This is a genomic window from Denitrobaculum tricleocarpae, from assembly GCF_007004665.1.
In the GTDB taxonomy this organism is placed as follows: domain Bacteria; phylum Pseudomonadota; class Alphaproteobacteria; order Kiloniellales; family Kiloniellaceae; genus Denitrobaculum; species Denitrobaculum tricleocarpae.
In genome coordinates this window covers 66,951-80,633 of record NZ_ML660053.1, presented here as the reverse complement: position 1 = coordinate 80,633, position 13,683 = coordinate 66,951, and the positions used below count along the sequence as shown (strand labels likewise).

At 58.4% G+C, this 13,683-nt stretch carries 13 protein-coding genes; 6 read left to right on the top strand and 7 right to left on the bottom strand.

Going from position 1 to position 13,683, the window contains the following annotated elements; genetic code table 11:
* Positions 1-31 precede the first annotated feature (31 nt).
* Entirely contained in the window at positions 32-352 is a 321-nt protein-coding gene (locus FKG95_RS05185; RefSeq protein ID WP_142895277.1) for a hypothetical protein, read from the top strand.
* 27 nt (positions 353-379) lie between these two features.
* Here FKG95_RS05185 and FKG95_RS05180 read toward each other — a convergent pair whose 3' ends face one another.
* The 3 genes from FKG95_RS05180 to dgcN are packed head-to-tail and all read right to left on the bottom strand — an operon-like array spanning position 380 to position 3,326.
* Positions 380-1,261, bottom strand: a complete 882-nt coding sequence (locus tag FKG95_RS05180) for a glutamate racemase (protein WP_142895276.1) — start codon at positions 1,259-1,261, stop codon at positions 380-382.
* Positions 1,262-1,312: 51 nt separating this feature from the next.
* Positions 1,313-2,305, bottom strand: coding sequence for an N-acetyl-D-Glu racemase DgcA (gene dgcA, locus FKG95_RS05175; RefSeq protein WP_342779197.1), 993 nt, complete (start codon positions 2,303-2,305; stop codon positions 1,313-1,315).
* A 22-nt stretch (positions 2,306-2,327) separates the two neighbouring features.
* Complete coding sequence (gene dgcN / locus FKG95_RS05170; protein WP_142895275.1) at positions 2,328-3,326, bottom strand: N-acetyltransferase DgcN; 999 nt, start codon at positions 3,324-3,326, stop codon at positions 2,328-2,330.
* A gap of 369 nt (positions 3,327-3,695) precedes the next feature.
* Here dgcN and FKG95_RS05165 point away from each other — a divergent pair, with 369 nt between their 5' ends.
* Positions 3,696-5,039, top strand: coding sequence for an MATE family efflux transporter (locus FKG95_RS05165; protein WP_142895274.1), 1,344 nt, complete (start codon positions 3,696-3,698; stop codon positions 5,037-5,039).
* A gap of 28 nt (positions 5,040-5,067) precedes the next feature.
* Here the strand turns inward: FKG95_RS05165 and FKG95_RS05160 are convergent, their stop codons facing one another.
* The 4 genes from FKG95_RS05160 to FKG95_RS05145 form a co-directional block, all read right to left on the bottom strand.
* A complete protein-coding gene (locus tag FKG95_RS05160; RefSeq protein WP_142895273.1) occupies positions 5,068-5,550 on the bottom strand; it encodes a hypothetical protein in 483 nt (160 codons plus the stop codon).
* A gap of 194 nt (positions 5,551-5,744) precedes the next feature.
* Entirely contained in the window at positions 5,745-7,343 is a 1,599-nt protein-coding gene (locus tag FKG95_RS05155) for a sensor histidine kinase (RefSeq protein WP_142895272.1), read from the bottom strand.
* A gap of 2 nt (positions 7,344-7,345) precedes the next feature.
* Entirely contained in the window at positions 7,346-8,128 is a 783-nt protein-coding gene (locus tag FKG95_RS05150; protein ID WP_142895271.1) for a response regulator transcription factor, read from the bottom strand.
* 15 nt (positions 8,129-8,143) lie between these two features.
* Entirely contained in the window at positions 8,144-8,833 is a 690-nt protein-coding gene (locus tag FKG95_RS05145; protein WP_142895270.1) for a hypothetical protein, read from the bottom strand.
* A 402-nt stretch (positions 8,834-9,235) separates the two neighbouring features.
* On the opposite strand from FKG95_RS05145, the gene FKG95_RS05140 reads away from it, so the two are divergent.
* The 4 genes from FKG95_RS05140 to FKG95_RS05125 all read left to right on the top strand — a co-directional run bounded on the left by FKG95_RS05140 (position 9,236) and on the right by FKG95_RS05125 (position 13,534).
* Entirely contained in the window at positions 9,236-10,330 is a 1,095-nt protein-coding gene (locus FKG95_RS05140; RefSeq protein ID WP_142895269.1) for a polyamine ABC transporter substrate-binding protein, read from the top strand.
* Between the two features lie 132 nt (positions 10,331-10,462).
* Positions 10,463-11,611 (top strand): ABC transporter ATP-binding protein, encoded by a 1,149-nt coding sequence (locus FKG95_RS05135; protein ID WP_142895963.1) that lies wholly within the window; start codon positions 10,463-10,465, stop codon positions 11,609-11,611.
* Between the two features lie 7 nt (positions 11,612-11,618).
* A complete protein-coding gene (locus FKG95_RS05130) occupies positions 11,619-12,650 on the top strand; it encodes an ABC transporter permease subunit (protein ID WP_142895268.1) in 1,032 nt (343 codons plus the stop codon).
* Between the two features lie 62 nt (positions 12,651-12,712).
* Positions 12,713-13,534 carry an ABC transporter permease subunit gene (locus FKG95_RS05125; protein ID WP_142895267.1) on the top strand — a complete coding sequence of 274 codons (822 nt, stop codon included), beginning with the start codon at positions 12,713-12,715 and terminating at the stop codon, positions 13,532-13,534.
* Positions 13,535-13,683 lie beyond the last annotated feature (149 nt).

Here is a 13,683-nt window from a genome sequence, read left to right as displayed (position 1 = left end):
TGACCGGACGGGGTGTGCCGGGGAGGATTGTATGGCAGAGATCTCGGGCCTTCATGGCCGCACACGCACGGCTAACCTGAAATTTGACGACCCTTCCCTCGTTATTGCAGCCGCAATGACGGCTGGGGACAGGCGAATGAAAGCATCGGACGAACAGCTCGTTTTCGCCTGGCTTCTCAGCCTTGCGCCGGATCACGATCCTGCGGTTGCAGCGGGAAATCTGGTCGAGCATTACGAAGGCACAGGGCGCAAAGCCTCCATGCCCAGCCTGCTCAACCTCCTCTCCGAAGTGGCCGCCTATCCGCGCGAACGTCTTTTGCGGGTCAGATCGAAAAGACGCCGGCGGCGCTAACCTCCCACTTTCTGAGTAAGGTCTGGCTTAGAACGCGCAGTGTTCAAATGTGACAGGCGCGCCGAAGAAGAGGCTTGCCTTCTCACTGGCATACTCCGCCGAACCAGTCGTGATAAATCGGCGGACTGGCGGTCCCGCGTGCTGCGCTCCGCCCTTTTTATCAAATGCAGGATGGCGCGAGAGATAGTCCGCCAGGCTCTCAGCCACCAGACCGGGTTGGTCAAGCAGCTCGACACCCTGGGGCAAAGCGCCTGCAAAAGCGGGCGCAACTAGCGGATAATGCGTGCAGCCCAAAACCGCCGTATCGGGTATGCGGCCCTCCATTTGCGCCAACAAGGCCTCCACGTAACGCCCGACCATTCCCCGAAGTTCATCCCGGGAAGCACCGGCTTCGATACGTGCAACCAGCTCGGGACAGGCCTGCTGAACGACCTCTACCTTTGGCGCCCGAAGCCCGATCTCAAGAGGATAAGAGCCGGTCTCCACAGTCCTGCGCGTGGCGAAAATGGCAACGCGGGATCGGGTCGGGTTCGCCTGTTGCTCGATCGACTGCCCTGCTGAGTTCCAAGGTACCCTAGCGATGGCCTCGACCATCGGCACAAGCACTCCCAACACCCGCCGTCCAGGCTGCCCCAGCTCCGTATCGCGCTGCGGCAACCAAGTCTGCTGGAGCCGCCGCAGGGCCACAGCGGACGCCGTGTTACAGGCGAGCAGCACCAGACGGCATCCCTGCGAAAAGAGGTAATCGATGTTCGCAACGGTCAGGTTATAGATGTCTTCCGGATCCCGCCCGCCGATCGGCGCCCTGGCATGATCACCCAAATACAGAAAATCCTGTTCCGGCAGGCGCCGAACCAGAGCTTTGAGCACCGTCAGGCCGCCATCGCCGGAGTCGAAAACACCGATCACTGAATGATACCCCTCTGGAGCTTCCAGCTGCCCGAACCAGGTGGAAGCTCGTCAGCCCCAAAGCGACGGTTGGGACGGCGAGACCAGACTGCCGTCGAAAAACAGACCATCCGGGCGATCTTCCGCAAGCAGTAAGGGACCGTCCACGTCGACGATGGCCACATTCTGCGCCACTAAAATAGCCGGCGCCATTGAGAGAGATGTCGCGATCATGCAACCGACCATAATCTCCACACCCGCCGTCTCGGCCGCCTGCTTCAGGCGCAGGGCCTCGGTCAGGCCACCGGTCTTGTCTAGTTTGATATTGATCATGTCATAACGGTCGATCAGTCCTGCGAGCGTCGAGGCGTCGTGGCAGGACTCGTCCGCACAGACCGGCACGGGGCGTTCAACTTCCGCCAGACCTGCGTCTTCGCCTGCCGGAAGCGGTTGTTCGATCATGGATACGCCTATTTCGGCCAATTCAGGCGCGAAGGCGACGTATTGTTCCAGCGTCCAGCCTTCGTTGGCATCCACGACAATCTTCGCACCGGGCGCCGCTTTGCGGACCGCCCGAACCCGATCCAGATCCTCCGGACCCGCAAGCTTCAGTTTAAGCAGCGGACGATCGGCATTTCGGCTGGCGGCAGCCCCCATGTTCTCGGCCGTGTCCAGTGAGAGAGTATAGACCGTCTTGACAAGGGCCGGATCCGGTAGGCCGGCAAGCTCCCAGACCCGTTTGCCACTGTTCTTGGCCTCCAGATCCCAAAAGGCGCAATCCAGCGCATTTCGCGCAGCTCCCGGCGGCAAAGCCTTCTGCAGGGCTATCCGGTCGAGACCAGCCGCCAGCGCATCACGCTGGCTCTCGATCTGGCCGATCACACCCTCGATGGTCTCGCCATAACGGGCGTAGGGCACGCACTCGCCGCGCCCGGTCTTGCCGCCGGCTGTCAATTCGACAACCACAACCTCCGCCGTCGTCTTGCTGCCGCGCGAGATGGTGAACTTGCCGGCGATGGGCCAGCTCTCTTGCCGGACCTCAAGTTGGATATTTCCCAGGCTCACAGATCGAGGACTCCCAACGGCTTCAATTCAACTGGTCGACAATGCGGCCGACACCGTTGCGCACGGGGTCCACGGCGGGAAGACCGAGCCGGCTCTCGACCTCCTGGAGGTAGCTGCCGGCATCTTCAGGCGACATGTGGAAAGTATTGACCGCCACTCCGACAAAGCGGGCATCCGGGTTGGTCAAGTGCGCCGCGGCGAGGTTGGCTGACATGCAGTCTTCCAGGCTGGGCAATTTGTAATCAGGCAGACCGCGCATGTGAGGGCGAGTCGGCTCGTGGCAGAGCACCAGCGCATCGGCCTGAGCGCCGTGCAGAAGACCGAGGCTTACCCCGGCGAAGGAGGCGTGGAAGAGAGAGCCCTGTCCTTCGATGAGATCCCAATGATCATCCGAATTCTCGGGGCTGATGGCTTCAACCGCGCCGGAGATAAAATCGGCGACCACCGCGTCAATAGATACGCCGCTTCCGGCAATGAAAATCCCGGTCTGGCCGGTCGCCCGGAAATCCGCATTCCAGCCTCGGGTGCGCATTTCCTTTTCCATCGCGAGGGTCGTGTACATCTTACCGACGGAACAGTCCGTTCCGACTGCGAGAACCCGTTTTCCCGAGCGTTTTTTGCCTGACGCCACCGCATAGTCTTCCTGAGGATGGCGAACGTCGAAGAGCGTGCGTCCGTGATGCGCCGCGACTTCCCGCAGAACCGCTACATCGCTGAGGCGATTGTGAAGACCGGCAGCGACATCCATGCCCAGCTCAAGCGCGCGTTCCAGAACGGCGATCCAGGGTTTGGAGATGACTCCGCCACGGTTCGCAACCCCGACAATAACCGTCTTCACACCGGCCGCCGCGGCCTCCTCCATGGTCATATCGGGCAACTGGAGATCCGCGTTGCATCCCTCCATACGGAACTGACCGAGACACCATTCCGGGCGCCAATCCGCGACGCCCTGGGCAGTTTTGGCCGCAAGCCGGTCCGGCGCATCACCGAGAAACATGAGGTAAGGATGCTGAATGTCCATTTTTAAGATACCGCGCGTAAGCTGTTGTAGAGATCCAGCCGGCCGGAGATTAAATCGCCCAAGACCGGTGGCGCGGCATGTTGCCGAAAACACCCCCCTCTTTGCAAGCCAAAGCGGGCTTTCATGCTGAGCCAAATTCAGATCACGCGAGCAGATCCAGCTTAGACAAGACCGCCAGAGGCGATCTGTCATGCGGGTGAATCTCGCTCTGACTCGAAAAGCCGGATCATATGCACAGGTTCCGGCGAAACCATAAAACGGTTCCGGCCGATCATAATCCGCTCTAGTATCGGCTGGACGGATCGCGCCACCGGTACTGCGATACTGAGCCGCCGAACCGGACCGCGGGCATTCCAACAGGACTTCACCTTGTCGAACAGCAAAGCGTCGGAGACCTCCCGTAAGGTCTGGGCTCTGGCATGGCCGATCATTCTGACCAATCTGACGAGCCCGCTTCTGGGCGCGGTTGATACCGCCGTGATGGGACACCTGCCGGGCCCGCAATTCATTGGCGGCGTGGCCATTGGCTCGATTATCTTCACGTTCCTCTTCTGGGGCCTCGGGTTCCTGCGGATGGGCACAACAGGCTTCTCGGCGCAGGCCTACGGCGCCGACGACCCCATTGAGGTACGGGCGACCCTGGTCCGCCCACTGGCACTTGGCGCGCTTCTTGGGGCGATTCTGATCCTGCTGCAAGCCCCCATCTCGGCAATCGTTTTCCCGCTGATCGATGCCAGCGAAGGCGTGACAGCCAATGCGCAAGCCTATTACGACATCCGGATCTGGAGCGCACCGGCCACCCTGATCCAGTACGGTGTTATCGGCTGGCTGCTGGGATTGCAGCGGCCCTGGGCCGCCATGGCAACGCAAATCATGGTCAACAGCGTGAATATCGTCCTGGACCTTGTCTTTGTCCTGGAGTTCGGTTGGGGCGTGGAAGGCGTGGCCGCCGCGACTCTGCTGGCCGAGATTGCGGGCGCTCTTCTTGGGTTGGCAATCGTATACCACACGGTCCGCCGTATGAGCGGCACCTGGAATTGGCCCGAGATCTTGCGGCGCGACCGCCTCCTGGCCCTGTTCCGGGTCAATCGCGATATCTTCATCCGGAATCTTTGCCTGATTGCGGCAACCAGCAGCTTTACCGCCCAGGGCGCCGCAATGAGCGACGCGCTTTTGGCGGCGAATGCCATCCTGATCAACCTGCAGCACTTTTTGTCACACGGGCTGGACGGCTTTGCTCACGCCGCGGAGATCCTGGGGGGTGGCGCGGTCGGCGCCAGAGACCGTTCCGCTTTCAAACGCGTTGTCCGCTCCGCCACCTACCTCACAATCGCAAGTACGCTGGCCATCTCCATTGCCTATGCCGTATTCGGGACGGAGATCATTGGGCTCTTCACGAACATCGAGGAGGTTCTCGAAGCCGCTGCCGTGTTCCTGCCGTGGATGATCGTCTCACCTTTTCTCTCAGCACCGAGCTTTCTTCTGGATGGGCTCTTTATCGGGGCGACCCGGACAGCAGCCATGCGCAATGCAATGGTCGTCTCGCTGGCGGTCTTCGGTCTCGCCTGTTACGTCCTGGTTCCGGCACTCGGGAACCACGGCTTATGGCTTTCACTGATGATTTTCATGGTGGCGCGCGCTGTGACGCTCGGGATTGCCTATCCAGCTCTGGAGCGCAGCATTTCCCGTCCGGAAGCGGTTCCGGCCCAGTAGCACAACTCTGTCATGAGCAGATGGAAGGTCAGGCAGCGTGGGCGATGACGGCTGCAAGTGGAATGGCCGGCACCTGGTCGAGCTCCCTCAGCATCGACTTGGAGTCGGCCAGCGCGTCTGACCAGCCGTGCAGGGTTTCGATACGCCCCCCCTCGATACCGACATGTCCCTCACGATCGAGCGCTTCGCGCAGCTTCGACATGATGGTTGTGAAGGCAACCGCGTCACCCCTCGGACCTTCTGGACGGGGACCGAGGTAGAGGATCAGCAGGCGTCCGCTCGCGTCATAACCGGCGATCACCGAGTGGTCGTCAATCGCTGTGGCAAGTTCCAATGCGGCTTCCTGTCCCAACGGGAAATCGATCCGTGACAGTGTTAAACGCAGCCGAATTCCTCGCAGACGACGCAAAGTAGCCTCGAGATCGCAAAGAAACAGTCCAGTCCCTGGGTAATCGTAACCCGTGAAATCGACAGTTTCTGAGTTGATGGCTTCTGCGAATGCGAGCGTCATGCTGACTAAAATCCCTACACCAGGTTACCTGTCGGAAGCGGTCCCGACTCCGTGTATAAACTCTAGCCTCGTCACAAATTGATAGGTGTGCGAATTGTGTGTCACCCTTTATCCGCAAGCTGTGTCAGAGCTGGCACATGGATTAATTTTGGTTAACAAAACCTTAACGCCCGGGAGGTATCCGGCGAGGCGTGTCAGCCCGCAACGGGTAAGCGCAAAATCATGGAAAGGCCGCCATCCTTGCGGTTTTCAGCGCGAACATCCCCCCCGATCGCCTGCAGGTTACGGCGGACGATCCACAAACCGATTCCCAAATGCGGGCTTTGCTCCTCGGCGCCCAGGGTTGAATTCCTACTCACTCCGGTTGCATTATTTGAAGTCGCGGGCGGCGGCAGCTGCTGTGGACGCAGCGAGACGTACCGTTCGAAAATCCGTTCCAGATCTCCTGAAGGTACGCCGGGCCCCCGGTCGCTCACGGTCAGGCGGCCCCAGGATTGCTCCCGGTCAAGCTCGACGATCACTGTCGTGCCGCGCGGCGAGGCTTCGATCGCATTGTCTATCACATTCTCGATCACCGTCTCCAACAGGTCCTCGCCGGCGCGGACAATCACGCCTTTGGCGATCTTCATCTCCAGCACGATGCTGCGGCTGTCGAAGGTGTTGACATAGGCCGCCAGCATCCGCTCGACCAATTGCGAGAGGTCGACCGCGTGGCGCGGGGGATCCAAAAGCTCCGCCGTGGCCTGGTCAAGCCGCCGCGCACTGGCGACCAGATGATCGAGCCGGTCAACCGATTCTTCGATAACGTCCAACGCGCGCTGGCCTCTGGGGTTATCAGGCGGAACGATGCGCTTCAGGGGCTCAAGTGACTGACGCATAATGGCAATCGGCGTCTTGAAAGCGTGAGCGTTGTCTTCGGCCGCGAGCCTGATGCTGTCAGCGGAGTTTTGAAGCGAGGACGTCATCCGGTCGAATTCTTCGGCAACCAAAGTGAGTTCAGGCACCTTGTTCTGAACGGAAAAGTTCGCCCCCTCCAGGCGTCCAATTCGAATATCGCGCGCGAGATCCCGGAAGCTCATCAAACCGCGCCAAATACTGAAAAACAGGCCAATGGTCATGGCGGCCATGACGAGATAAATGATGCCGGCGAGCCGGACTTCCAGAGTCTTCCAGTAAGGCTGACCGATTGAAGTTCCCAAAAACTCACCGGTTGAGTGGGTCGTGATAATCGCCCAGCAGCCAGCGTTGGTGGTGATGGCCGTGATCGATGTCAGCAGCTCTTCCTTGCCGCTTGGCCGCTGATGCCGCAAGGCGATGGGCGATTCGACCTGGCAACTCTGCACCAGATTATCAAACACACCGCGTTCAACGAGGCTATCGCGCTCCCGCGCCAGCTCGGCGGCGGCCAGTGTGGGCTCGGCGGCCACAAAGTAGAAAGCCTGTGCCCGCGCTTCCTCAGCGGGGCGAAACAGCACTTTCACCCCGCTCTGCGAGGTTGCATATCGCTTAACCTCGCTGTTCAGGGCCGGCAGGGGGGACGGCCCTTCTCTCTCAATGAGGGGCCGCAGGCTCTCCGCGATGATACGGCCCTGCTCGCGCACACTTTTCAGGATCAGTGTCTGCCGATCCTGGTCCGCCTGCCGAAATTCGGAATAGAGCATCACGGGAACGGTGATGAAGACGATAAGCAGCAAAATGAATTTGCCAACGATCGAATGGAACAGGCGCCACAGCGACGAAGGTCTCTTTGACGTGACGCCCGGCAGCATGGGCGCCTCTTCCACCCGCGCCATGATCAGCCGGCCCCGTAAACCCCAGAGGTGGTCTCGCCTTCCTCGTCACGCCAGCGGTAGCCAAACCCAGGATAGTTCTCAATCCTGTCGAAGCCATCGTCAACATCGCGGAACTTCTTACGGATCCGTTTGATGAAGGAGCGGACGTTCGCTCTAAAGCCATCGGTTCCGTAGCCGGCAACAAAGTCTTTGCCGTGGACAATGTCGTAAATCTGACGGTACGACACATCGCCACCGGCTTGGGTTGCCAAAAAACGCACGATTGCGAATTCCGTCAGCGTCAGATCGATCTGGTGATCGTTCCAGAAAGCGCGGTTAATATCGTCACGCAGCTCCAGCGGCCCGCGTTTGAAGCCTGCAGCCCCACCGTCGGCGTCGGTTCCGCCCGGGACTGCTGTTGGTTTTGCACCCTCAGTGATGATTTTGAGACGCTGCAGGATAATCGGCAGACGCCGGGACTTATCGATAAAATCGACCGCCCCCCATTTCAAAGCGGCTTCTTCGTAAATCTCGTCACTGAGCATGGTCAGGAAGATGACCGGCGTTTCAAGGCGTGCCTCGCGGAGTCGCCGCAAGACGGCAAGACCATCCAAACCCGGCATACGCCAGTCCAGGAGGATCGCATCAGCCGCTTCCTCGTTAAGCAGGTAATTCAAGGCGGAATCGCCGCTCGGAAAATCAACGACTTCGTAGCCTTCTTCCGCGAGATTCAACCCCAGGGACTCACGAAACAGGTCGTCGTCGTCCACGATGACAACTCTTGGGTAAGTTGCCTCAATAACCATTGGTTGCCCCATTTACTATTCCGCCAGTGGCGGCTCCTTGTTTAGTGATTGACCGCTTTCCGAAGATCTCTGTGCCTGCTTCAAACGCTCCGACTCGCGCTCTTGCTCGGCTTCACGCAGCAAAGCAGTGAAACATGTCGCAGTGAAGGCAGAGACCTCCTCCGCGGATTGTTCCTCTGCGCCCTGCCCCTCACCGGTGGTTGGCACTGCCGGCGATGCTGCCGCATCCGTGTCCGCTGCGACCTCCTCTGGCGGTGTTTCACCGCCTTCCGCCTCGTAGGTCAGAAGACGAAACGCCCCGCCTTCCACGCTGGGATAGAAAAACACGTTCAACATGCATTCCTGCCCCTTGTAGGTCCAAATCTTAGCCGGCGACTGCTCGGTCTGCTGAGCAGGCTCACCAAGCAGTGCCCGCGTCACCGTAAAATCCAGTCCGATCAACATATCAGGATCGGCCTCCTCCACCGTTTCAGGTGCCGGAGTTGGTGCAGGTTGGGTCTCGGGCTTACGACGCGGCAACGGCGGCTGCCCTTGGGTCACAAGAGCCTGCTCCATTGCGTCCGGTTCAGTCAGATCAATGGGCACGGTCGAATCGGACTCGATCGAAGCTTGCACTTCCTCCGGATCCGGACCCTGCCGATCAAACTGAGCACAACCGGATATCAGCAGGAAAACCGGCCCCATTACGGCCCAAGGACGAATCATATTGCAATTCTCGACTATCGGTCTTGAAGACCTAAATTTGTCGCCCGTCTATACTTTGATTCAACATCCCCGTCCGTATCCGCTGCTTGGTTCCGGCTTAAACACCGAATTTTCTACCTGAAACACCTAGGAGCAATACCTCACCCCTACAAGCAAGCAAACCCGTCTGGATGTGACCAATTTGTGTTCGTGCACTAAGACTAGCACGGGAGACCGATGAGCGGAAATGTCGTATTTTGTTTTAGTTTAATCAAATAATCGACAGATTCTCCCATGGATTCTCTGGATTTAACCTCAATGATTGACAGGAACGCGTGCCCGTCCTGAAATCGGTGTAAGTGCGGTAGACACCCCTGAACTAGGCTGCTAGTCCAAAAGCTCAATGATACTGGGAGACGATGTATGAAATTCTTAGCAAAGTCAGCGCTGGCCGCGGTCTTGCTGGCGGGTACGGCTGCACCGGGCTCGAGCGCGGACGGCGTCGTGAATGTGTATAACTGGTCGGACTACATAGATGAGACCATTCTTCAGGACTTCGAGAAAGAAACGGGGATAAAGGTCGTCTACGACGTCTTCGACTCGAATGATATCCTGGAGACCAAACTGCTTGCGGGCGGTACGGGTTACGATGTCGTTGTTCCCAGCGGTACGTTTCTCTCTCGCCAGATCCAGGCAGGCGTCTTCCAGCCACTTGATAAATCTAAACTTTCCAACCTCGGCAATATGTGGAACGTGGTCAGCGAGAGGACCGCGACCTACGATCCGGACAACGCGCATTCGGTCAACTACATGTGGGGCACGACCGGCATTGGTTACAACGTGGACCAGGTCGAGGAGCGCATGGCGGATGCGCCGGTCGATTCCTGGAAACTGATCTTCGATCCAACGGTTCTGTCGAAGTTCGCCGACTGCGGCGTTTTCATGCTGGATGCCTCGGATGAAATGATCCCTGCTGCCCTGAATTACCTTGGTGAGGACCCCGACAGTCACGACCCTGAAGTCATCGCGAAGGCCGAGGATCTCTTGATGTCCATCCGTCCCTACATCCAGAAGTTCCATTCTTCGGAATACATCAACGCACTAGCAAACGGCGATATCTGCATAGCTGTTGGATGGTCCGGAGATGTGCTCCAGGCGCGCGACCGGGCTGCCGAGGCCGACAATGGGGTCACTGTAAACTACTCCACTCCGATCGAAGGTGCCTTGATGTGGTTTGACCAGATGGCCATCCCCAAGGACGCGAAAAACGTCGAGAACGCGCACATCTTCATCGACTACATCATGCGCGCCGATGTTATGGCGAAAGCTTCGAATTACGTCTACTACGCAAACGGCAATGAAGCATCTCAAGCGCTTTTAGAGCCGGATGTCATCGGTGATCCGGCGATTTACCCCTCTGAAGCAGCGTTGAAAACGCTCTACACCACCACCCCCTACCCTCCCAGGGTTCAGCGTAAGGTGACCCGCCTCTGGACCAAGGTCAAAAGCGGCCAGTAACGCCAGAGGCACCCGGGCCCGAACGCCTTAATCGGCGGTCGGGCCTGAGCGCGGGAACAACAGCCGACGACGTTGATTTGACCGCAAGGGGCAAGGCGGCGGATCGTGCAAAAAAGCAGGGGGATCGAGGCGATGGCCGTATCCGGACAAGAGGCTCGAAAGAAATGGGAGCCTTGGAATGATCCGCAGGAAAAGCCGCATGTCCAGCTGGTTGGCGTCAGCAAACGCTTCGGTGAATTCACGGCCGTAGATAACATCTCGCTTGATATCTACAAAGGCGAGTTCTTTTCCCTCCTCGGTCCGTCTGGTTGCGGCAAAACCACTCTCTTGCGCATGCTGGCCGGGTTTGAACAACCGAGTCAGGGGCAGATTCTACTCGAAGGCTCGGACATGTCGGGCGTGCCGCCGTACCGCCGCCCGGTCAACATGATGTTCCAGTCCTATGCCCTCTTTCCTCACATGTCCGTAGAACGCAACATCGCCTTCGGCCTGAAACAGGATAAAATTCCTAATTTAGAGATTGCGCAACGGGTTGAGGAAGTCATCGAGCTTGTCGAACTCGGTGCCTTTGCGAAACGCAAACCACATCAACTCTCAGGCGGCCAGCGACAGCGCGTTGCTCTGGCACGGGCGCTGGTTAAGAAACCCAAGATGCTCCTGCTCGACGAGCCTCTGGGCGCGCTTGACAAGAAACTGCGCGCCCAGACCCAGTTCGAACTGATGAACATTCAAGAAAGGCTGGGTATCACCTTCGTCATCGTCACGCATGACCAGGAAGAAGCCATGACCGTATCGACACGGATTGCGGTGATGGATCACGGTCGGATCGTGCAGGTCGCGACCCCCACCGAGATCTACGAGTACCCCAATTCACGATACGTGGCCGGCTTCATCGGCGATGTAAACATCGTCGAAGGCCGGGTTGCGGAAGTCGGCGACGGTCATCTGACCATCGCCAGCGAAGACTCGGGCTGCAGCATCCGTGCGCGCCACGCGCTAGACGCACCAGTTGGCGCGGCCGTCTGGATCGCCCTGCGCCCGGAGAAGCTGGTAATCTCAATGGAGGCGCCGGCCGATACCCGCAGCAACTGCATGGCCGGTGAAGTCTGGGACATCGGCTATCTCGGCAATCTCTCGATCTATCACGTGAAACTCGACAGCGGCGCCATGATCACGACCGCAAAGACCAACCGGACGAGAGATACGGAACAGCCGATCACCTGGGAAGATCGCGTGTATCTGACCTGGACGCCGGACGCCGGCATCGTGCTGGGACAATGAGCGGGCCATGACTCAAAAGCCCAGAGACACAGATATCCCGGCGGTTGAGTACCTGGACTCCCGCTCGGCTCAAGGGCCTGCGGGCAGTCTCGAGGAACTCCACAAGAGACTGCTGCTCGCGCCGCCTTATCGCTGGGTCAGTCAGGCCATCATCCGCAGCGGCCTGAGTGCGAGAGGAATACTGATCGCCACACCCTATTTGTGGCTGCTGCTCTTTTTTCTCGCGCCCTTTCTGATCGTCTTGAAAATCAGCTTTTCCGAATATGCCATCGCACAGCCGCCCTATACGGCTCTCTTTGCGTGGGTCGACGATGTCTTCATCCAGATCAGGCTGAATCTCGAAAACTACCAGCTGCTTTTCGAGGACGATCTTTACTGGCGTGCTTACCTGAACAGCGTCAAGATTGCTGGAATTTCGACCTTTCTCACGCTTTTGGTTGGTTATCCCCTGGCGTACGGCATGACCCGCGCGCCACGGCACTGGCGTCTTGCCTTGCTGATGCTGGTTATCCTGCCTTTCTGGACCTCTTTCCTGATCCGGGTCTATGCCTGGATCGGCATCCTGAAAAAAGAAGGTCTGCTCAACCTCCTGCTGCTGAACCTTGGTGTTATCGATCAGCCTCTGGTGATTATGAACACCGATACAGCGGTCTATATCGGGATCATCTACTCCTACCTTCCCTTCATGGTTCTGCCCCTCTATGCCAGCCTTGAAAAAATGGATGACAGCTTGTTGGAAGCGGCGGCGGATCTGGGCTGCCGACCGATAAAAGCCTTTTGGCAAATCACCTTTCCCATTTCGATCTACGGTGTCATCGCCGGCTGTTTCCTGGTCTTTATCCCGGCGCTTGGAGAATTCGTGATTCCCGATCTGCTCGGTGGTTCGGGGACTCTGATGATCGGCAAGACACTCTGGGCCGAGTTCTTCTCAAATCGCGATTGGCCATTGTCGTCAGCAGTCGCCGTTGTGCTGCTGTTGATCCTGGTTGTGCCGATTGTCGCGTTCCAGAAGATGCAGGAAAAGGACAAGACGGCCTGATATGAGAGATCTCGACGCCTGCAACAGATGCACCGGCCTCCCCTTAAGCGAGGGAGATCGCCATGAATAAGGGATTGAGCTGGTTTACCTGGTCCGCGCTCATTGTCGGCTTCAGCTTCCTTTATCTGCCGATTATCCTTCTGGTGCTCTTTAGCTTCAACGAATCCAAACTGGTCACGGTCTGGGGCGGATTCTCGACAAAGTGGTATGTCGAGCTTTTCAACAACCAGGGACTCCTGAATGCCGCCTGGGTGACCTTGAAGGTCGCGTTTGTCTCGTCGACGGTCGCGACGCTGCTGGGCACGATGTCAGGTGTGATGCTCACACGCTTCGGAAAATTCCGCGGCCGCACGCTCTTTTCGGGCATGATCTATGCGCCGCTGGTGATGCCTGAAGTCATCACGGGACTCTCTCTGCTGCTGATGTTTGTGGCCATTTCCTGGGATCGCGGTTTCGCAACGGTCACCATCGCGCACATCACCTTTTCCATGTGTTATGTGGCGGTTGTGGTACAATCGCGGCTGGCCACCTTCGATCATTCCATCGAGGAAGCGGCGATGGACCTGGGGTGCCCGCCTGGCAAGACCTTCTTTGCGATTACCTTGCCGATCATCCTGCCGGCCGTGGTGTCCGGCTGGCTGCTTTCCTTCACCCTCTCGCTCGACGATCTCGTGATCGCGAGTTTCACCACCGGTCCAGGCGCGACAACCCTGCCCATGAAGATTTACAGCCAGGTTCGCCTGGGCGTCACGCCCGAAATCAATGCCGTTTCGACCATCCTGGTCGGATTGGTCGCCACAGGCGTGCTTGTCGCTTCGATCATCTCACGACGCAGCGAGGCCGCCCGCCTCCGTGATGAGAGGCTGGCAACCGCGGAGCGCTAGAGCGCGTCATGTTTTAACGGAAACACGCTGTGTTTTCGCTAAAACATGTGAACCCGCTCTACATCTTATAATAAGAGCAGATTCACCGGTACGACAGATCGCCGAAGGCGATTCCATCTAAACCGGATCTGCTCTAGAGGCTGGGGTTT

Coding starts and splice junctions, on each gene's coding strand:
- FKG95_RS05130 (WP_142895268.1), top strand. CDS start 11,619: ATGACTCAAAAGCCCAGAGACACAGATATCCCGGCGGTTGAGTACCTG.
- FKG95_RS05185 (WP_142895277.1), top strand. CDS start 32: ATGGCAGAGATCTCGGGCCTTCATGGCCGCACACGCACGGCTAACCTG.
- FKG95_RS05145 (WP_142895270.1), bottom strand. CDS start 8,833: ATGATTCGTCCTTGGGCCGTAATGGGGCCGGTTTTCCTGCTGATATCC.
- FKG95_RS05135 (WP_142895963.1), top strand. CDS start 10,463: ATGGCCGTATCCGGACAAGAGGCTCGAAAGAAATGGGAGCCTTGGAAT.
- FKG95_RS05150 (WP_142895271.1), bottom strand. CDS start 8,128: ATGGTTATTGAGGCAACTTACCCAAGAGTTGTCATCGTGGACGACGAC.
- FKG95_RS05155 (WP_142895272.1), bottom strand. CDS start 7,343: ATGGCGCGGGTGGAAGAGGCGCCCATGCTGCCGGGCGTCACGTCAAAG.
- FKG95_RS05140 (WP_142895269.1), top strand. CDS start 9,236: ATGAAATTCTTAGCAAAGTCAGCGCTGGCCGCGGTCTTGCTGGCGGGT.
- FKG95_RS05160 (WP_142895273.1), bottom strand. CDS start 5,550: ATGACGCTCGCATTCGCAGAAGCCATCAACTCAGAAACTGTCGATTTC.
- FKG95_RS05125 (WP_142895267.1), top strand. CDS start 12,713: ATGAATAAGGGATTGAGCTGGTTTACCTGGTCCGCGCTCATTGTCGGC.
- dgcN (WP_142895275.1), bottom strand. CDS start 3,326: ATGGACATTCAGCATCCTTACCTCATGTTTCTCGGTGATGCGCCGGAC.